Source organism: Shewanella sp. AS1 (genome assembly GCF_021412565.1).
GTDB lineage: Bacteria > Pseudomonadota > Gammaproteobacteria > Enterobacterales > Shewanellaceae > Shewanella.
The window spans coordinates 114555-134239 of record NZ_JAKCLJ010000003.1; the positions used below are offsets into that span (position 1 = coordinate 114555).

Consider the following 19685-nt stretch of genomic DNA (forward strand, 5'->3'; position numbering starts at 1 on the left):
CCATGATCAGAATGAAAGCCTTAAGCGCCTCTTCCCTCAATCGATACTGGCATAACTGGTTGTCCAGGCGGCTGCCGGCGAATTCAGAAATCACCCTGGCGCACAAGAGTATTTTCATTCTCCCCACTGGGTTTGGTCTTTTCTGGCTGCTATTGGTGGTGGTGCTCTTCCTGTTTGGCACTAACTATCAGAATAATTTGGTGATCGGACTTAGCTTATTGCTGCTTAGCGTGTTTAATACCTGCATTATCTACAGTTATCGTAACCTTGCCGGGATGACACTGCAGGCGAAAAACGCGCCTAATGTCTACGCCGGTGAGACAGTCCTGTTTCCCATCGAGATCAGCGCCCCACAAGTGCAGTGTCAGGTGCGACTCAGCTACAAACACAATCCAATCCGCTCCATCGAGCGGGTTGATGAGCACAAGCAGCTCACCCTTATCGCCTTCGATAACGCCAGGCGCGGTTGGCTAGATCCTGGACGGCTTAAGGTCGAGTCCCGCTTTCCCCTGGGTCTGTGCCGTGCCTGGTCCCATATCGATCTTGATAATCGCCAGATAGTGTTTGCAGCCCCAAAGCTCAGCCACACCGCCCTTAAACGCGACCAGAAGAACAAGCCAGCCGATAGCCTGCAAGGCAGCGCAACCATAGGTGTCGAGGAGTTTAAGCACCTTAGACCCTATGTGATAGGTGAGCCACTCAATCAGATAGCCTGGAAGCAACTGGCTCAAGGACGCGGCATGTTAACCAAGGAGTTTGACCAACCCACAGGTGAGCCCCAGTGGTTGGTGTTCGATCCCACTCGCCCCGATCTTGAGCAGCAGCTCAGTGAAATGACCTGGATGGTGGATACCCTAAGTCAGCACAATAAAATTTTCGGGTTGCGACTGCCCACCCAAACCCTGCTTCCTGGCTGTGGCAATCATCACAGAGTCGCCTGTTTAAAGGCCATCGCTACCTATGGCACTGTCACCCAAGCTGGCACCAAACCACAAACAAAAGTTGAGCCTCAAACAAAAGTTGAGCCTCAAACAAAAGTTGAACCTCAAACAAAAGTTGAGCCTACCCCTGATGAATAGGGCCACAGCAAAGACTCAGACGAAAACTCAGGCGAAGCCTAAGCCGTCCCAGATCATCAGCCGTCATACTCTGATGTGGTTGCTTATCGTTAACCTGAGTGTGTTGCTGCCGCTTTACGATAAAATGACCCCCTGGAGCATGGCGATCTGCGCCATCTGTCTGGTATGGCGCTTTGGGATCTTCACCGGCAAGGTCGCCAAGCCGCCCCGTTATCTGGTCGCCCTGCTGGCTGTCGCCTCGGCGATCACTTTAGCCTTGGTCAGTTCCCAGATGGGCATACTCAATGGCTTGATCAATTTGCTGATTTTGGGTTACGCCCTTAAATACATAGAGGTGAGTGAGCACAGAGATGTACGCGCCGTGGTCATGGTGGGTTTCTTCCTTATCGCCATCACCTTTATTGAGAAACAGAGCCTGTGGTTTACCCTGCAACTCCTGCTGGTTGCCAGCATCAATCTCTCTGTGCTGGTCAGCCTCTATCTGGGCGGCGACAGCTGGGGGCGCACCGCCAGACTCGGCGTGAAACTCATCTTACAGAGCCTGCCGCTGGCGATACTGCTATTTATTGTGCTACCCCGTCTACCGCCGCTCTGGCTGGTGCCTAAGGCCACTACCGCCCAGACAGGCCTGTCTGACAGCGTCGCCTTTGGTGATATTGGCCAGCTGACCCGCTCGCCTGCACTGGCCTTTAGAGTCAGCTTCCAGGGGGTGAACCCCAGTAACCAGCAGCTCTACTGGCGGGCTATCGTGCTGGAAGATTATGATGGCAGCCGCTGGACTCAATCCCAGTCCACTAAGCTGTTACATCAACAACTCAAGTTTCAGAAAGGACGCAATGATTTTCGTCAGCGTCCCTTGGGAAGAAAGTTTCAGTATGATGTGATCAGCGAGCCCACCCATCAGCGCTGGCTATTCGGGTTGGATCAAGCCTTCGGCAGTCATCAGGATGTGATCAATATGCCAGACGGCAGCCTCTACTCCCTGAGCAACCTAGATCAAGAGTATCAATATCATGTCACTACCTACCCGGATGCGCCGCTGAGCCTGAATTTAAGCAGAGAGAGCCGCTGGCGTAACCTCAAACTGCCAAAAGACAGTAACCCAAAAACCGCACAGCTTGCCGAGCAGTTTACCCGCGATTATCCCGATCCCAGTGCACGGCTTAGCGCCATGATGCGGCTGTTTAATCAGTCACCCTATTACTACACTCTTCGCCCGCCCGCTGTCGGGCCCCAGCAAATAGATGATTTCCTGTTTGAAAACAAGGCAGGGTTTTGTGTCCACTATGCCAGCGCCTTCACCTTTATGGCCCGGCGCAGCGGCATACCCGCAAGGCTAGTCACTGGCTATCAGGGGGGCGAGTGGAACCAGAATGCCCAGTACCTTAGCGTCTATCAATACATGGCCCACGCCTGGGTCGAGGTCTGGCTGGAAGATCAAGGTTGGGTACGTTTCGATCCCACGGCTATGATAGCCCCGGGAAGAATTGAGCAGGGTTTCGATGCCGTGTTCACTCCAGAACAAAGCTACCTGATGAACAACCCCTTTAACAGCTTGCGCCTGCGCCAATATCCGCTGTTAAATCAGATCCGCCTCTCCCTTGCCAGCATCAATTTCTACTGGAGTAAGTGGGTGTTGGGTTTCGATAATGACAAGCAGCACGAGTTATTGGAGCGTCTGCTCGGTCAGATCAACATGACTAAGATGGTGCTCTTTGTGGGATCAATCATGGCGCTCATCGCCCTGCTGATCGCCTTCAATGTCGGCCTGATAAGCTTCTCCAGGCGGCAAGATAGCCTAGTGGCCGCATTTGAACAGATAGCGGATCTGCTGGCCAAGCGCGGCCTTGGACGAAAGATCAATGAATCCCCGACCGACTATGGCAAACGCGTCCTCGGTCAGGCTCCGCAGCTTAACATCCCCTTAAGCGCCTTTATCGACAGCTATATGGCGCTCAAATATCGGCCCTTGTCACCCGATGAACGGCAGCGGCATCTGCAGCGTTTTAAGCAGCAAGTTAAGCAGCTAGGCTCGGCCATACACAGGCACCCATGGACAAGCTAACACCAGTGGAACTTGAGATGATTACTATCTGACTTTATTGGATTAAAAATTACTCCAAGGCGCTAACTATCAGAGAGTAAAACCCTAGACATCACAGAGTAAAGCCCTAGAATAGAGGCAAAATTAGATCCCTTAACTGCGGCGCTTCGCATCCGATTAAAGGCAGCCTATGCTCTATTTAGTTCAGTCAAACCGAATGGAATCCCTAGCTAAGTTATTAGCCGATGAACTAACCACACCACTGGCGACTCAATCCCTGTTAACGAGTGAGCAGATCTTAGTGCAAAGCCCTGGCATGTCGACCTGGCTACGATTGGCCATTGCCGAGCATAACCAGATAGCCGCCGCCCTCGAGTTTCCGCTGCCCTCCAGCTTTACCTGGGATCTGTGCCATAAGTTGCTCAAAGATGTGCCCAAGGAGAACGCCTATACCAAGGCGGCCATGACCTGGAAACTGATGGCGCTCCTGCCGGACATGTTAGAGCAGCCGCTTTTTGCCCCGCTGGCAAACTATCTGCAAAATGAAACCGTGACTCAGGACAAGCACGCGCCTCACTCCCTTAAGCTCTATCAGTTAGCCGCCCAGATCGCCGATATTTTCGACCAATACCTTGTCTATCGCCCCGACTGGATCTTGGCCTGGGAGGCCAATGAGCCCCATCTGCCGCCCCATGATGATGCTCTCGAACAGGCGCAATTGTGGCAGCCTGTACTCTGGCGCGCGCTGGTGGAGTATAACGATCACCAGCTGGGATTAAGCCGCTACCACAGAGCCAACCTGATGCAGAGCCTGTTTGACCGGCTAAATGCCCCGAATTGCCCCACAGATGAGCTGCCTGAGCGCCTGTTTGTGTTTGGCATCTCCTCCATGGCCCCCCAAACCCTGCAGGTGTTATATCACTTAGCCAAGCGCATCGATGTGATCATGCTTAGCCTCAGCCCCTGTCAGCACTATTGGGGCGATATAGTCGACCCGCGCCTGCGCGCCAGAATGGCACTGCAATATGAAGGCAAGCAGCAACTGGATATCGACTGGGAAGATAAACTCGAAGTCGGTAATCCGCTGCTGGCCAACAACGGTAAGATGGGGCGGGAACTCCTGGACCTGTTACTGGAACTGCCGGAGCAGGACACCAATTTTAATCTGGAATGCTATGAGACACCGGGCAGCGACAGCCTGCTTCATTCGGTGCAGCAGGATATCTTAGATCTTACCACCCGGGGCGAAAGTCTCGGACCAGACAGCAGCCTCTATCTTAGCCTCAAGGGGCGGCGCGAACTGAAAGCCGACGACAACTCTATTAGCCTTAAAAGCTGCCACAGTCCGCTACGGGAAATGGAGACGCTGCACGATCATCTGCTCAGCCTGCTATCCCAGAAAGATAAAGCGATCGCTCCCCGGGAGATAGTGGTCATGATGCCGGATGTGGCCAGTTACGCGCCTTACATAGATGCCGTGTTTGCCGCCAAAACCGGTGAACACTATATCCCCTACGCCATCGCCGATCGCGGCGCCGCCCAGGAATCGCCACTGATCAACAGCTTTTTACAGTTGCTGACTCTGGATCAGAGCCGCTTCGCCTTGACGGAGATCCTCACCATCTTAGAAGTGCCAGCCGTGCTGCGCCGTTTCGAGATAACAGCAGATGAGCTTGAGCTTATCCGTCTCTGGCTCGAAGAGGCTGGTGTGCGCTGGGGACGCGACAGCCAGTCCCGTCTGGTGCAGCAGCTGCCCGCTTATGAGCAGAACTCCTGGGCCTTTGGTATCAAGCGCCTCATCTTAGGTTACTGTTTCAGTGATGAATCCCCTGTTTATCTGGACAGCCTGGCGCTGCAAGGGATCGAGGGCCAAGGCGCTCAGGCGCTGGGTAAACTGCTGAATTTTATCGAGGCGCTCGATGAGTGGCTCGATAGCCTCAGGCAAACAGTGCCACTCAAACAGAGAATTAGCCAACTGCTGGCCTTAGTGGAGCGCTTTTATCTGTGTGACGATGAGGAGCTGCCTCAGCTTCAGGATATCACCCAGGCCATAGGCAAATTCAGTGACGAGCTCAGTCAGGCGCAATATGAGCATGCACTCGAACTTAAGGTGATCCACAACTGGTTTGTCAGCCACCTGTCAGAGTCCCGAGTCGGCCAGCGTTATCTGGCCGGTAGCGTCAACTTCTGTACCCTGATGCCGATGCGTTCTATCCCCTTTAAGGTGGTGTGTCTGCTGGGAATGAACGATAGCGTCTACCCCAGAGTCCAGCATCCCGTTGGCTTTGACTTGGTGGCTCAGTTTGCCGCCCGTAAAGGGGATCGCTCCCGTAGACTCGATGATCGCTACCTCTTCCTCGAGGCGCTGCTGTCAGCAAGAGAGCAGCTCTATATCAGTTATATCGGCCACAGCGAGTGGGATAACAGCGAGCGCATCCCCTCTATGCTGGTCTCAGAGCTGATTGAATATTGTCAGCTGACCTGTGTGCCCGCAGGCTTTGATTGCCAGACACTCGATGACGGTAAGGCGTGTGACACAAAAATCATAGATGCCCTTGAGCAGGCTATCTTAGATAGGCTGGTGGCGCAGCAACCCCTGCAACCCTTCGATGAACGTCTCTATCAGGAAACTTCGCCCTTAAGCCAGAGCTATATAAACCAGAGCTACAACAGCCAGTGGTGCCCACCCCAGAGCAAAGCTCCTGAGAGTGAAGCTCCTGATAGTGAAGATATAGGCCAAGCCCACACAGACTTTATTACTAAGCCGCTCTCACCACTGCCAACGGATACGGCAGCGGATGAAGCCAGCTTTGATAAGGCCGCTTCCTTGCAGGAGCTGGAACTCTCTGCCCTGATCCGCTTTTTCCGTAATCCGGCGCAGTTTTTCTTCAACCGTGCCCTCAAGCTGGATCTCGCCCTGGATATTCAGGGCGATGACAACGACGAGCCCTTCAGCCTCGATGCCCTGTCCCGTTATCAACTGCAAGCTCAGCTCATAGACAATGCCATCGACGCCAAAAGCGACAGCCCTGAACAGCAGCTTCTTGGCAGACTCAAGCGCTCGGGCAAACTGCCCCTGCAGCCCTTCGATGATCTGCTGCTTAATCAGTACCTTCACGATATTGAGCCGATTGTCGGCAGAGCCAACTACCTCAAGGGGGAGCAGTCTCACACCCTGGAGATAGCGATCGCCCTGCCTGAATGTGCTACTCAGCTCCTTGGACGCATCGATGCCATCTCGGCCAAAGGGCTGGTCAATTACCGCCCCGGCACGGCCAACGCCCGGGATCTTATTCGTGTCTACCTGCGACATCTGTGCCTGTGCTCCATGGCAGACACGCCTCAGGTCGCCCCCAGTTTTATCGGCTCTATGCCGAGTTACCTGCTGGATATCGGCAATTTTTACGCCTTTGCACCTATCACGCCTGAGCAGGCCAGAAACCAGCTCAGCCTCTGGGTTAACTATTTTAATCTTGGCCAATTAACGCCGCTGCTGTTTGTGCCCCGCACGGCCCTGGCCTATGTGGAGGCCGAGGGCGATCATCACGCGCGGCTCAGCCAGGCGCGGGAACAATGGCTCAACGATCAGGAAACCCTAGGTGAAGGGCTCGAGCCTCACTATCGCCGTCTGTTCCGTTTCCCGGGCGATTTCACCGAAGACGCCTTTGGCAAGACGGCTCACACCCTGCTCGACCCGCTGGTTAGCCTGTATCACAAGGCGCGCTTAAGCGAACTCAGCAACTATGTGGAGGGCGCAGATTTTGGAGAACAGCGCGTTGATAGCACAGGCAAGGAGGCAGGCCAATGAGCCAGACACAAGAGGTGAGGAAGATGGCAAAGAGGAGCGAAAAACTTGATACCTTAACTTTGCCCCTCAGTGGCAGCAGGCTAATTGAGGCCAGCGCCGGCACAGGTAAAACCTTCACCATAGCCGGTCTCTATGTGCGTTTGCTGCTAGGCGATGAGCAGACCAGGCCGCTGAGCTGTGAAGAGATCTTAGTGGTAACCTTCACTAACGCGGCGACGGGCGAACTGAGAGACAGGATCCGCAAAAAAATTAAGCTGGCCTACCGCCGCTTTATCGGTATTCCTGTCGATGATGCGCTTATCGAGCAACTCTACCAACAGACCCCGCCCGACAAACTTGCCCTGGCGCGCAAACGCCTAGACTTAGCCCTCAAATCCTTAGATGAAGCCGCCATCTTTACCATACACGGATTCTGCCAACGCATGCTGGCGGACATGGCGTTCGAAGCCTCGCAGCTGTTTGAGTCTGAGTTCACCTTAGATGACAGCGAGTTTTTACACCATGCGGTGCGCGACTTCTGGCGGGAAACCTGTTATCCCCTGCCTGCCTATCTCGCGCAGCTGATCGGCGATAAGTTTAGCGATCCCGATGGGCTGGCGCAGCAGATCCGTCCGCTGCTCGGCGCCGCCCAGGCGACGGTTTACCCGTCGCCGAGAGACTTTACCAAGACAGCCGAGTCTCTGAGTCAGAGCCTGAGCCGCCTTAAATTGATCTGGCCGCGAGAGCGTGATGCCTTAGCGGCGAACCTTTTGCAACTGCCTTTAAACGGCCAGCGTTTTGGTAAGAAGGAGCTTGGCTACCCCAAACTTGCCGATCTGCTCAGCAGCCTGGATAACTGGGTCAGTTTTGGTCACGCCCTGCCCCCAAGCAAAGTGCTTGAACAACTGTCCCTAAACAATCTCAAGCTCAATAAGGGCGGCGTGCTTCCAACCGCCCAAGAGGCCCCCTTGCTGGCGCATATCGAGCAGCTCAATGAACTTATTGGCCAGTTTATCCCAGGTTTTCTCTTTGCCGCAAAGCAAGGCATCGCCAGACGCTTTGCCGCGCAGAAGCAGGAGAAGAATCTACTCACACCGGACGATCTGCTCAGTAAACTCGCCGAGGCGCTCAGCCAGTCAAACACGGCTGCCGATAAGATGAGCCTTGCCAGCGCCATCGCTAAGCGTTTCCCTATCGCCCTGATTGATGAGTTTCAGGATACCGATCCGCTGCAATATCAGATTTTCAGTCAAATTTATCAGCAAAAAGAGAACTGCGAACAACAGATACAAAATCCTAGCCTGCTGATGATTGGCGATCCCAAGCAGGCGATTTACGCCTTTCGCGGCGCCGACATCAACACCTATATCGCGGCGCGCAGCCAGACAGCGCACCACTATAGCCTGGATACCAACTACCGCTCCAGCCGCAACATGGTGGCCGGCGTCAATCGCCTCTTTAGCCAGCATGCAGATCCCTTTATCAGCCAGGCTATCCCTTTTGAGCCAGTCAGCCCCTCGCCTTTTGCCGATAACAAGCGCCTTATCGAGCAGACAGATAACCCCAGCGCCCTGCGGATAAAACTCTTAGGCGAAGATCCTGAACTGGGACTCAACAAGACCACGGCCAGAAAACTGCTGGCTCAGGACAGCTGTAACGAAATCGCCCGACTCTTGAGTGAATCCCAAAAGGGGCACTGTTTTAATGGCGATAAGCCACTCAAGGCCAAAGATATCGCGGTACTGGTGAGAGACAGAAACGAGGCCGCCTTTATCAAAGATGCTCTGAGCGAGCGGCAAATTGGCGCCGTGTTTCTCAGCCGTGACAGCGTATTTTCCACCCTGGAAGCCAGGGAGATGGCGCTCGTGCTTATCGCCATCGCCAATCCCAAGGATGAACGCGCCCTCAGATCGGCCATGGCCACTGAGCTGTTAGGTTACAGCGCCGAGGCGATCAACCAATTTAATCTCGATGAGGAGCACAGGCAGAACCTGTTAGAGGCGTTTGCTCAGCTTAATCAGCTGTGGCTTAAACGTGGCATCATGCCCAGCCTAATGGCCATGGCGCAGACGACTCATCTGATAGAACGTCTGCTGGCAAGCCAGGATGGTGAGCGGCGCCTCACAGATTTCAGGCACCTTGGCGAGCTCTTGCAGCAAAAGTCCACCGAGCTCGATGGCATTCACGCCCTACTTAACTGGTATCAGCAGACCCTGCTGGATAGCCAAAGCGGAGAGGAAGCCCAGCTCAGGCTGGAGAGCGAGCAGAATCTGGTGCAGATAGTGACAATCCACAAGAGTAAGGGGCTTGAATACCCTGTCTGCTTCCTTCCCTTCGTCAGTCTCAGCCGGGATTTTCGCCGAAAACCTGCGCCCATGCTCTATCACAAGGATGATGAGCTTATCTGGGATATAGAGCAGAGCGATGACGGCTGGCTGCAATATAAGCAAGAAACCTTAGCCGAAGATCTGCGCCTACTTTATGTGGCGCTGACCCGCCCAGCGCTCTGCTGCTATCTCTATATCGCCAACCACAGCCGCGTTAACAAATCCGGCATCAGCAGTCAGCTCCATCAGACCGCCATCGGCTACCTGTTAGGGATAGAGGACGCCAACTGCGATCTTGCACTGATCCAAGCCAGGGCAGCTACGCTAATCAATAATGAAATCGCAAGTGACGCAATTAGTGTTCAGACCATCAGCAGCATAGCGCCGCCTGCGCCGCTAGCAAAACAGAGCGATGAGCGGGGCCAACTCAGTGCTAAGCCATTACACAGAGCCGCAACGACACCCTGGCGAGTTGGCAGTTATTCAGGGCTGGTGAAAAATATGCCCCATGAGCGTGTCACGCCCGGCGGCGACGATGAAATCTTCCCAGAGGCAGCGCCATTAGTGTCTGAGCTTCCTCCCAGCGAATCCCGATTTAGTTTCGATCGCGGTGCCAATGCCGGGAGTTTTATGCACCTGGTATTGGAGGAGATTGACTTTACCCAAGCTGAACGCGATCTACCAATCCAGCTGCCCAGAGCGATGGAGCAATATGGTATCGACGATCACTGGCAAGCCATGCTGCTTGACTGGTATCTGGATCTGTTAAAGGCACCGCTCACAGCTGCAATGCAAACAGATAAAAGTCAAGCGCTCAGCCTATGCCAACTGTCACCCAAGCAGACCTTAGTGGAGATGGAGTTTTATATGCCCATCACGCAGCTGCAAGCCAAGGCACTAACAGAGCTGCTCGGCCAATTTGGTTATCCGATGACGCTGGAGTTCGACACCCTGCAGGGCATGCTAAAGGGCTTTATCGATCTGACCTTCGAGCATGACGGCTGCTTTTACATTGCCGACTACAAATCAAATCATCTCGGGAACGATTTTGCCGACTACGACAAGGCCGCCATGGGCCAGGCCATCGCCAGCCACAGATACGATCTGCAGTACATCATCTATAGCCTCGCCCTGCACCGCTACTTAAGGCTACGTCTGCCTGACTATCACTATGAGACCCATTTCGGCGGTTGTTATTACCTGTTTTTGCGCGGCATGTCGGCGGTTCATCCCGGTTGCGGCATCTTCTTCGATAAACCGCCCGAAGCCTTGATAACGGCGCTCGACGATCTTCTCACATTAGGTGAAGCCGTCAGCACCCATAGAAACTCTCCCGATGACGCTCCCTACCAAACGGAGCTAATGCTATGATTAAATTAAATAAGCCGCTTACTGAACTCTTGAAGGAGTGGCAGGAGCAGCGCCTGTTAACGCCGCTCGATCGCCACTTTGCCCTGCAGATGCACTCGCTACATGCAGATAGTCACGATCTCTTCACCCTGATCTGCGCCCTGCTCAGTCGTCAGCTCTCAACCCAGCACACCTGTTTGCCGCTGGATCAGATTGATCTGAGCAACCCTTTAAATGAACAGCAGTCTCAATGCCAGATCCTGTTATCCGTCGATGAAATCACAGCTGAGCTGGCCAAGTTAACGGCTGTGGGCATTGCGCCCCCATCCCATGACGCAGCGCCCCAAAATAAACCCCTTATTCTCGACGGTCACACTCTCTATCTGCAGCGTTATTATCAGTTTGAGTCCAGAGTCGCTGACAAGCTCAAACAGCTGGCCAAACCCATTGACGTTAAAAATATTGAGGACTCAGATGCAGAGCTGGCGGCCAAACGCTTAGCTTGCCTGTTTCCCAGCACAGATGAGCAGGAAAAGTCCGAAAATAACCCAAGGCTTGACTGGCAGAAGATAGCCACAGCGACTGCGCTAACACAAAAACTGGCGGTGATAACAGGTGGCCCAGGCACAGGCAAAACCACCACAGTGACAAAATTACTGCTGCTTTTGTGTCAGGAGCAAGCCATGACCATTCGTCTGGTGGCGCCCACAGGAAAAGCCGCCGCCCGCCTGAGTGAATCGATAAAAGCCTCCAAGGCCAGACTCACTAAAGAATTAGCCGCTTATGGCGATACCCTCAATCTCGATGCCCTAAATCGCATTCCAGAAGAAGCCGCCACACTGCATCGCCTGCTCGGGGTGATCCCCAAGGCGACGGGATTTCGCCATAACAGAGACAATCCACTGCGTCTCGACTTGCTCATTGTCGATGAGGCCTCCATGGTGGACTTGCCCATGATGTACAAGCTGCTCGATGCGCTGCCAGAAAACGCCAGGCTGATACTGCTTGGGGATCAGGATCAGCTCGCCTCGGTGGAAGCCGGCGCCGTACTGGCCGATATCTGTGCCGGACTAAAGGCTCCTTCACAACACCAGAGTCATAGCCAGAGCCAAAATCAGGGCCAGAGCAAACCGCACTGGCAGATGCGCTATTCGGCCACAAAGGCAGCACTCTTAAGTCAGCTGACCATGAGCGATATGAGCCCTTTCGTCTCAGCAGATGCCAAACTCGGCGACAGCTTAGTCATGCTAATGCACAGCCACAGATTCAAGGGCGATGCGGGGATCGGCATGCTGGCGAGCGCGGTGAACCAGAGCGATTTAGGGGAGATCCAGCGGGTCTGGCAGCAAGGTTTTGAAGAGCTGAACTGGATTGAACATGGGTTAAACGAACAGGGGAGCCAATCTTTACTGGCGTTAAGCGTGACGCAATATCGCCCCTATTTAACGGCTATGAGTCAGGCATGCGATCCCCTTGAGATAATCGAGCTGTTTAATCAGTATCGGATACTGTGCGCCATGCGCGCCGGTGACTATGGGGTCGATGGCATCAACCTGGCTGTAACTCAGGCGTTGAGTGCGGCCAAGTTGATCTCACCCAAGGCCGAGTTCTACCCGGGCAGGCCTATCATCATTCAGAGCAATGACTATAATCTTGGGCTGTTTAACGGCGATATCGGCCTGATCTTACAAGACGCACAGAGTCAGAGGCTGATGGCCTATTTCGTTCAGGCCGATGGAGCACTACTTAAAGTGCTGCCTGCACGCCTGCCCCAACACGACACCTGTTTTGCCATGACGGTACATAAAAGCCAGGGCAGCGAGTTTGCAAATGTGTCTCTCGTCCTGCCGCCTAAACCCAGCGTGGCCCAGCAGCAGCTGCTCACCAAGGAGCTTGTTTACACAGCCATCACCCGGGCAAAACAGTATTTTAGCTGCCTTGGCAGCCAGCGTATCTTTGAGGCGGCTTGCACCCAGGCGACCAAACGCGCCTCCGGGCTGGCAAAACGGCTATGGCACTAAGCACTTAACATTAGGCCGTTGACATCAGGCTGTTAACACTAGGCAATAGCCAATACGCATATAAATTGGGCAAACGGGATTTAAGCCAGTTTGCAACCCTTGCATAAAATGAAAAGCGCGGCATAGTGAGCAAGCGACTAACTATCCGACAGTAAACGGAGTTCCAATGAGTTCGATCAATCTTTTACTTATTTGTGGCGGCGGTGGCGACGAACACGCTATTTCCCTGTTATCTGCCAATTATTTTGAAACCTCATTGGCCAAACTGCCACACATCAATCTACTGAGGGTCGAACTGGACGGTAATGGCCATTACCTGACCAAATCGGGCGAGCGCTGCGAGCTAACCAACCGCAAGGAGATCCGCTTCGAAGATGAATCCATCACGCCCTGGCCCGTGGATTATGTGATCCCCTGTATCCATGGCTACCCAGGTGAAACCGGCGATATCCAGTCCTATTTTAACCTGATCAATCTGCCCTACTTCGGCTGTGACTCAGAAAGTTCGAGCAATTGTTTTAACAAGATCACCGCCAAGATGTGGTTCAGCGCGCTCGGCATTCCCAATACCCCTTACATCTTCCTAAACCAGTTGGATGATGCCGCAATAGCAAGCACCGAGCAGGCGTTAGCAAACTGGGGATCTGTCTTTATTAAGGCCGCCTCACAAGGCTCATCGGTTGGCTGCTACAAGGTCAACAAGGCCGAAGATATTGCCAAAACACTGACCGACGCCTTTCAATATTCGCCCTATGTGGTGGTGGAGAAAACCATCAAGGCGCGGGAACTGGAAGTGGCCGTATATCAATATCACGGCAAGACAGTCGCCACCCTACCCGGCGAAGTTATCTGCGCCAGCGATACTTTTTACACTTTCGATGAAAAATATGCAGCCAACAGCAAAGCCACAACCAAAGTGGTTGCCGAGGTTTCAGAGGAGATCGCCAGCCAAATTCAGCAATATGCGATCAAAGTTTTTGATGGCATGAAACTGCGTCATCTGTCGCGCATCGACTTCTTCCTGACCGAAGAGAATGAGATCCTGCTGAACGAGATCAACACCTTCCCAGGCCTCACCCCTATCTCTATGTTCCCCAAGATGCTCGCCAATCATGGCGACGATTTTAGCGACTACCTCAATGAAGCCATCACCCAAGGGGTGACGAAGTTGTAATTGCTAGTGGCTACCGGTTTCGACATGCCTAAGTACCGATGCGAATGAGCTATGGGCAAAATGCGCTGCTGGCCTTCGGCAACAGGAAGTTGCCGTAGAGCGTATAGGGACATATTCACAGCGTGCCCAAAAGCACGATTGCCCATATATCCATCACTTATTCATCACTGATAATGTAAGCTAATTGGGTCAAATTCCGCAAAACGCTCAAGGCGTCCCTGCTCGCTTAACCAAGGCTATCCCTGCCCTTGGATATTTGCTCCATTTGTCCCAATCAGCGTATGCAATACCTTAACCATTCGATATACAAGCCAAAAACAAAATGGGAGCCATTTGGCTCCCATTCATTTCACAATTCGAGTAATCGAATCAATTAACTGACTTATCAGTTATCCAGCAGTTTCGAGCGACTGATCTCGATTTTGCGTGGCTTAAGCGCTTCTGGGATCTCGCGTTTAAGATCGACATTCAAAAGACCATTTTCAAGGTCGGCGCCGATGACAGTCACATAGTCGGCTAGCTCGAAGGTGCGCTCAAACCCGCGCTCAGCAATGCCTTGGTAAAGGTACTTGCGCTCAGTTTCTTGAGCCGCTTTAGTGCCTTTGACCACGAGTTTGTCGCCATCGCTGGTGATATCAAGCTCATCCATACTAAAACCTGCCACAGCCATGGTAATACGGTAACGGTTTTCGCTGAGAAGCTCGATATTGTAAGGGGGGTAACCTGTGTTGCTCTTGTTCGACGCAGCATGCTCGGCAAGCTGGGCTAAACGGTCGAATCCAATGGCACTACGGTAAAGTGGAGTTAAATCATAATTACGCATCTTGTATATCCTCATATTAAGCAATATCAATTTTGTTGGCCGAATCGCGGTGAAAAGTCACCTTTCGCGCCGGGTATTAAGTGTTAACCTATCAGCCCCGAAGGCACTGATTTAACACAAGTCATTTTTTGTAAGTGATGTCGATTTGTCGTCTAAAAATAGAGCCTCATTGAGCACTCCATTATGGTTTTCGCAAACAAATATCGAAACACTTGCGACTTACAATCCAAGGTCGCAATCAGGGAGTGTTGCCCCTTGGTATTAATAAATATGTGGATGCCAAAATGGTTTTCAAGGCTTAAAAACAAAAAATCCCGAATATTTTTGTATTCGGGATTTTCTTAGGGCCAAGTCGCGCTTATTTAGATTTAAGCATCGGCCTCTGGCGTGGCGTATTTCGCCGCTGTTTCGCTGATTAAGGTTTGTAGCTCACCCTTTTGGTACATTTCGGTAAGGATGTCACAACCACCAATCAACTCGCCCTCAACCCATAGTTGTGGGAAGGTTGGCCAGTTAGCGTATTTTGGCAGTTCGCTGCGAATATCTGGATGCTGCAGAATATCAACATAGGCAAACTGGGCACCACAGTTAATCATGATCTGCGCGACCTGTGAAGAGAAGCCACAGCTAGGTAACTTAGGTGAGCCTTTCATGTAAACAATGATTGGGTTTTCAGCAATTTGCTGCTTGATCTTTTCTACAGTTTCGTTGGTTTCCATATGCTTTCCTAATATTACAACTCAAGCGATTTACACAATTGCCCCTATTGTACGCCAGTCTGGGCCAGAACAAAAACCTACTTTTTAAAGGGGCTTTGGTTACATAGAGTTATGAACGATTTAATCTAAAAAATCGGCCAAACAATGATTCACATCACAGTTTTATGAGGTAGAATAAGACCCCGTGAGCAAACAAAATAGACACATGAATGTCAATGGAGAAAAAACATGGCTTTTGAATTACCCGCCCTTCCCTACGCAAAAGATGCTTTAGAGCCCCATATTTCACAAGAAACCATTGAATACCACTATGGCAAGCATCACAACACTTATGTTGTTAAGCTAAACGGCCTGGTTGAAGGTACTGAACTGGCTGAAAAGAGCCTAGAAGAGATCATCAAGACCTCAACAGGTGGCATTTTCAACAATGCTGCGCAGATCTGGAACCACACTTTCTACTGGAACTGCCTATCACCAAACGGTGGCGGCGCAGCAACTGGTGACGTTGCAGCTGCAATCGAAGCCGCTTTCGGCTCGTTCGATGCCTTTAAAGCTCAATTTACCGATATGGCAGTCAACAACTTCGGTAGTGCATGGACCTGGTTGGTGAAAAATGCCGATGGCTCTGTCGCTATCGTTAATACCAGCAATGCGGCGACCCCACTGACAGATGAAGGCGTTACGCCACTGCTGACTGTTGATGTGTGGGAACACGCTTACTACATCGATTACCGTAACGTGCGTCCTGACTACCTAGCCCACTTCTGGGAACTGGTTAACTGGGACTTCGTTAACAGCAACTTCGCTGGTTAATCGACGTTTCTAAGCCTGTAGTTCCGATAAGCCTAAATAGGCCGAATCCTGCGCTTATACCCGCGTCAGATACTCTATAAGGAGCCCTAGGGCTCCTTTATTTTTCCTGCCTGTTTTTACCCATCTCTTTTTGGCTGCCAACAGATGCAATTATTGCAAATGCAATATTTGTCATTGTTTTTATTAATTATTTTTGAAACTTTCCTTTTGTTTTAGGTCTATTATTAAGTAAAGGTCGCAAGAAGATCTGTTATAGCAAACTGAATAATAGGCATTTTTGGGAGGCGGAATATGGGTATATTTGAGCATTATCAGCAGCGCTACGAAAAGAAACTGGATGAAGAGTATTCATTGCAGGAATTTTTGTCCATCTGTAAGGAAGACCGAATCGCTTACGCCTCGGCAGCCGAGCGTTTATTGATCGCTATCGGCAAGCCTGAGGTTATCGACACCTCGAAAGACTCTGTGCTCAGTCGAATCTTCTCCAATCGACTGATCTCCCGTTATCCCGCCTTTAAAGATTTCTACGGCATGGAGGAAGCCATAGAGCAGATAGTCGCCTACCTCAAGCATTCAGCCCAGGGATTAGAAGAATCAAAACAGATCCTCTACTTGCTCGGCCCTGTGGGCGGCGGTAAATCCTCCCTTGCGGAGAAACTTAAATCCCTGATGCAGAAAGTGCCGATTTACGTGCTCAGCGCCGATGGGGTTCGAAGCCCAGTTAACGACCACCCTTTCTGCCTGTTTAACCCCGAAGAAGATGGTGAACTGCTTAAACAGGAATATGGTATTCCTGAACGCTACCTCAAGGCCATCATGTCGCCTTGGGCGGTGAAACGTCTGCATGAATTTGGCGGCGATATTACCAAATTTAAAGTAGTGAAAGTCTTTCCCACCATCTTAGATCAATTGGGGATCGCCAAGACTGAACCTGGTGATGAGAATAACCAGGATATCTCCTCCTTGGTGGGGAAAGTGGATATTCGTCAGCTTGAACATTATGCCCAGCACGACGCCGATGCCTACTCCTATTCAGGCGCCCTGTGCCGCGCCAACCAAGGTTTGATGGAGTTTGTTGAGATGTTCAAGGCGCCTATCAAAGTGCTACATCCGCTATTAACCGCAACCCAGGAGGGTAACTATAACGGCACAGAAGGCTTATCGGCTCTGCCCTTTAACGGCATCATACTGGCTCACTCCAACGAGTCCGAGTGGACCACCTTCAGGAACAATAAGACCAACGAGGCATTTCTCGACCGCGTCTATATAGTCAAAGTGCCCTACTGTCTGCGAGTCTCAGAAGAGATCCGCATTTACCAGAAACTGCTGTTTAACTCTGAGCTGGTCAAGGCGCCCTGTGCCCCTTACACCTTAGAGACGCTGGCGCAGTTTAGTGTGCTGTCTCGGATTAAAACGCCGGAAAACTCCTCCATCTACTCCAAGATGCGTGTCTATGATGGTGAGAGTTTGAAAGATACCGATCCTAAAGCGAAATCCTATCAGGAGTACCGCGACTATGCTGGGGTCGATGAGGGGATGCAGGGACTATCCACCCGCTTCGCCTTTAAGATCTTGTCGAAAGTGTTTAACTTCGACCACAGCGAAATCGCCGCCAACCCTGTGCACCTCTTCTATGTGCTGGAGCGGCAGATTGAGCAGGAGCAGTTCCCCAACGAAACCGCCGAGCGGTACCTTGAGTTCCTCAAGGGCTATCTGACCCCCAAATATATCGAGTTTATCGGTAAAGAGATCCAGACTGCTTACCTCGAGTCCTACTCCGAATATGGCCAGAACATCTTCGACCGCTATGTTACCTATGCCGATTTTTGGATCCAGGATCAGGAGTACCGTGACCCAGAAACCGGTCAACTGTTCGATAGAGCGGCGCTCAACGCCGAACTGGAAAAAATTGAGAAACCCGCCGGGATCAGTAATCCAAAGGATTTCCGTAACGAGATAGTCAACTTCGTGCTGCGGGCAAAAGCCAACAATGAGGGCTCCAATCCCATCTGGACCAGCTATGAGAAGCTGCGCACAGTGATAGAGAAAAAGATGTTCTCCAACACTGAAGATCTGCTGCCGGTGATCTCCTTTAACGCCAAGACCTCGACCGATGATCAGCGTAAGCATGACGATTTCGTCAACCGTATGATGGAGAAAGGCTACACCAAGAAACAGGTACGTTTGCTGTCTGAATGGTATCTCAGGGTGCGTAAATCATCTTGATCAACCGGGGGAGAGTGTCTCCCCCTACGTCCTTGGGAGGTGCGCATGGCTAACTTCATCGATAGAAGGCTAAATACCAAAGGCAAGAGTACAGTCAACCGGCAACGCTTTATTAACCGTTATAAACAGCAGATCAAGAAAGCGGTCAGCGATGCCGTGACACGCCGCAGCGTCACAGATGTGGATAAAGGCGAGAAAGTGGGGATCCCGACTCGGGATATCAGCGAGCCGATTTTTCACCAGGGCAGCGGCGGCCTTAAAGAACGAGTTCATCCCGGCAACGATCAGTTTGCCCGAGGCGATCAGCTTGAACGCCCACCCCGAGGGGGCGGTCAAGGTAGCGGTCAGGGCAATGCCTCCAATAGCGGTGAGGGTCAGGATGACTTTGTGTTTGAGATCTCCAAAGATGAATATCTTGAGCTGTTATTTGAAGATCTTGAGCTACCTAATCTGCAGAAAAATCGTCTCAACAAGCTAGTTGAATATCAAACCTACCGCGCAGGGTTCACCAACGATGGCGTTCCCGCCAATATCAACATAGTCCGCTCGCTGCGCTCTTCACTGGCAAGACGTATCGCCATGACATCCTCTAAACGTGCCCTGCTCGCCGAACTGCAGGCAGAGCTTGAGCGTTTAGAGCAGACGCCGGGTTCTGAGGCCGAGAAGATTATCGCCCTTAAACAGGAGATACAGGAACTTGAAAAACGAATCGCCAAGGTGCCTTTTATCGATACCTTCGATTTGCGCTACAACAATTTTGCCAAACGGGAAGTGCCTTCCAGTCAGGCCGTAATGTTCTGCCTGATGGATGTCTCTGGTTCGATGGATCAAGCCACCAAAGATATGGCTAAGCGTTTCTATATCCTGCTGTATCTGTTTCTCACCCGTACCTATAAGAACCTCGAAGTGGTCTATATCCGCCACCATACCCAGGCCAAGGAGGTGGATGAGCATGAGTTCTTTTACTCCCAGGAGACAGGCGGCACTATAGTCTCCAGCGCGCTGAACCTGATGCACCAGATCCAGCGGGATCGCTACCCCTCGAGTGAATGGAACATCTATGCCGCTCAGGCATCCGATGGGGATAACTGGGCCGATGACTCGCCTATCTGCAGGCAGCTATTAGATAAGAAACTCCTGCCCGTGGTGCGATATTTCAGTTATATCGAGATCACCAACCGGGCTCATCAAACCCTGTGGCGCGAGTATGAACAATTACAAAAAGTACACGACAACATAGCCGTGCAGCATATACGTCAGGCCGAGGATATCTATCCTGTATTTAGAGAGCTATTTAAAAAACAGGCAGTTTAAGGGGCGCT

At 51.9% G+C, this 19685-nt stretch carries 11 protein-coding genes; 9 read left to right on the top strand and 2 right to left on the bottom strand.

Annotation, left to right across the window (positions count from 1 at the left end):
* Positions 1–2 precede the first annotated feature (2 nt).
* The 6 genes from LZP69_RS06430 to LZP69_RS06455 all read left to right on the top strand — a co-directional run bounded on the left by LZP69_RS06430 (position 3) and on the right by LZP69_RS06455 (position 13782).
* Complete coding sequence (locus tag LZP69_RS06430; RefSeq protein WP_234199369.1) at positions 3–1079, top strand: DUF58 domain-containing protein; 1077 nt, start codon at positions 3–5, stop codon at positions 1077–1079.
* On the top strand, positions 1072–3144 hold the full coding sequence (locus LZP69_RS06435) for a transglutaminase TgpA family protein (protein WP_234199370.1): 2073 nt from the start codon (positions 1072–1074) through the stop codon (positions 3142–3144). Before LZP69_RS06430 ends, LZP69_RS06435 begins: the two co-directional genes overlap by 8 nt.
* Before the next feature lie 169 nt (positions 3145–3313).
* Positions 3314–6931 carry an exodeoxyribonuclease V subunit gamma gene (recC, locus tag LZP69_RS06440; protein WP_234199371.1) on the top strand — a complete coding sequence of 1206 codons (3618 nt, stop codon included), beginning with the start codon at positions 3314–3316 and terminating at the stop codon, positions 6929–6931.
* Positions 6928–10608, top strand: coding sequence for an exodeoxyribonuclease V subunit beta (gene recB, locus LZP69_RS06445; RefSeq protein ID WP_234199372.1), 3681 nt, complete (start codon positions 6928–6930; stop codon positions 10606–10608). Before recC ends, recB begins: the two co-directional genes overlap by 4 nt.
* On the top strand, positions 10605–12608 hold the full coding sequence (recD, locus tag LZP69_RS06450; RefSeq protein WP_234199373.1) for an exodeoxyribonuclease V subunit alpha: 2004 nt from the start codon (positions 10605–10607) through the stop codon (positions 12606–12608). The genes recB and recD overlap by 4 nt, the downstream gene beginning before the upstream one ends.
* Before the next feature lie 166 nt (positions 12609–12774).
* Positions 12775–13782, top strand: coding sequence for a D-alanine--D-alanine ligase (locus LZP69_RS06455; RefSeq protein ID WP_234199374.1), 1008 nt, complete (start codon positions 12775–12777; stop codon positions 13780–13782).
* 385 nt (positions 13783–14167) lie between these two features.
* Here LZP69_RS06455 and LZP69_RS06460 read toward each other — a convergent pair whose 3' ends face one another.
* Together LZP69_RS06460 and LZP69_RS06465 are read right to left on the bottom strand one after the other, a co-directional pair.
* The gene (locus LZP69_RS06460) at positions 14168–14605 is read right to left on the bottom strand and encodes an Hsp20 family protein (protein ID WP_234199375.1); all 438 of its coding nucleotides are present in this window, start codon (positions 14603–14605) and stop codon (positions 14168–14170) included.
* A 368-nt stretch (positions 14606–14973) separates the two neighbouring features.
* Positions 14974–15324 carry a Grx4 family monothiol glutaredoxin gene (locus LZP69_RS06465; RefSeq protein WP_234199376.1) on the bottom strand — a complete coding sequence of 117 codons (351 nt, stop codon included), beginning with the start codon at positions 15322–15324 and terminating at the stop codon, positions 14974–14976.
* A gap of 228 nt (positions 15325–15552) precedes the next feature.
* On the opposite strand from LZP69_RS06465, the gene sodB reads away from it, so the two are divergent.
* From sodB to LZP69_RS06480, 3 genes are all read left to right on the top strand, one after another.
* Positions 15553–16137 (top strand): superoxide dismutase [Fe], encoded by a 585-nt coding sequence (sodB, locus tag LZP69_RS06470; RefSeq protein ID WP_234199377.1) that lies wholly within the window; start codon positions 15553–15555, stop codon positions 16135–16137.
* Between the two features lie 291 nt (positions 16138–16428).
* Complete coding sequence (locus LZP69_RS06475; RefSeq protein WP_234199378.1) at positions 16429–18363, top strand: PrkA family serine protein kinase; 1935 nt, start codon at positions 16429–16431, stop codon at positions 18361–18363.
* Positions 18364–18408: 45 nt separating this feature from the next.
* A complete protein-coding gene (locus LZP69_RS06480) occupies positions 18409–19677 on the top strand; it encodes a YeaH/YhbH family protein (RefSeq protein ID WP_234199379.1) in 1269 nt (422 codons plus the stop codon).
* The last annotated feature ends 8 nt before the right edge of the window (positions 19678–19685 follow it).

Excerpts from the sequence above, each read along its gene's own strand:
- LZP69_RS06430 (WP_234199369.1), top strand. The coding sequence starts at position 3 with ATGATCAGAATGAAAGCCTTAAGCGCCTCTTCCCTCAATCGATACTGG.
- LZP69_RS06435 (WP_234199370.1), top strand. The coding sequence starts at position 1,072 with ATGAATAGGGCCACAGCAAAGACTCAGACGAAAACTCAGGCGAAGCCT.
- recC (WP_234199371.1), top strand. The coding sequence starts at position 3,314 with ATGCTCTATTTAGTTCAGTCAAACCGAATGGAATCCCTAGCTAAGTTA.
- recB (WP_234199372.1), top strand. The coding sequence starts at position 6,928 with ATGAGCCAGACACAAGAGGTGAGGAAGATGGCAAAGAGGAGCGAAAAA.
- recD (WP_234199373.1), top strand. The coding sequence starts at position 10,605 with ATGATTAAATTAAATAAGCCGCTTACTGAACTCTTGAAGGAGTGGCAG.
- LZP69_RS06455 (WP_234199374.1), top strand. The coding sequence starts at position 12,775 with ATGAGTTCGATCAATCTTTTACTTATTTGTGGCGGCGGTGGCGACGAA.
- LZP69_RS06460 (WP_234199375.1), bottom strand. The coding sequence starts at position 14,605 with ATGCGTAATTATGATTTAACTCCACTTTACCGTAGTGCCATTGGATTC.
- LZP69_RS06465 (WP_234199376.1), bottom strand. The coding sequence starts at position 15,324 with ATGGAAACCAACGAAACTGTAGAAAAGATCAAGCAGCAAATTGCTGAA.
- sodB (WP_234199377.1), top strand. The coding sequence starts at position 15,553 with ATGGCTTTTGAATTACCCGCCCTTCCCTACGCAAAAGATGCTTTAGAG.
- LZP69_RS06475 (WP_234199378.1), top strand. The coding sequence starts at position 16,429 with ATGGGTATATTTGAGCATTATCAGCAGCGCTACGAAAAGAAACTGGAT.
- LZP69_RS06480 (WP_234199379.1), top strand. The coding sequence starts at position 18,409 with ATGGCTAACTTCATCGATAGAAGGCTAAATACCAAAGGCAAGAGTACA.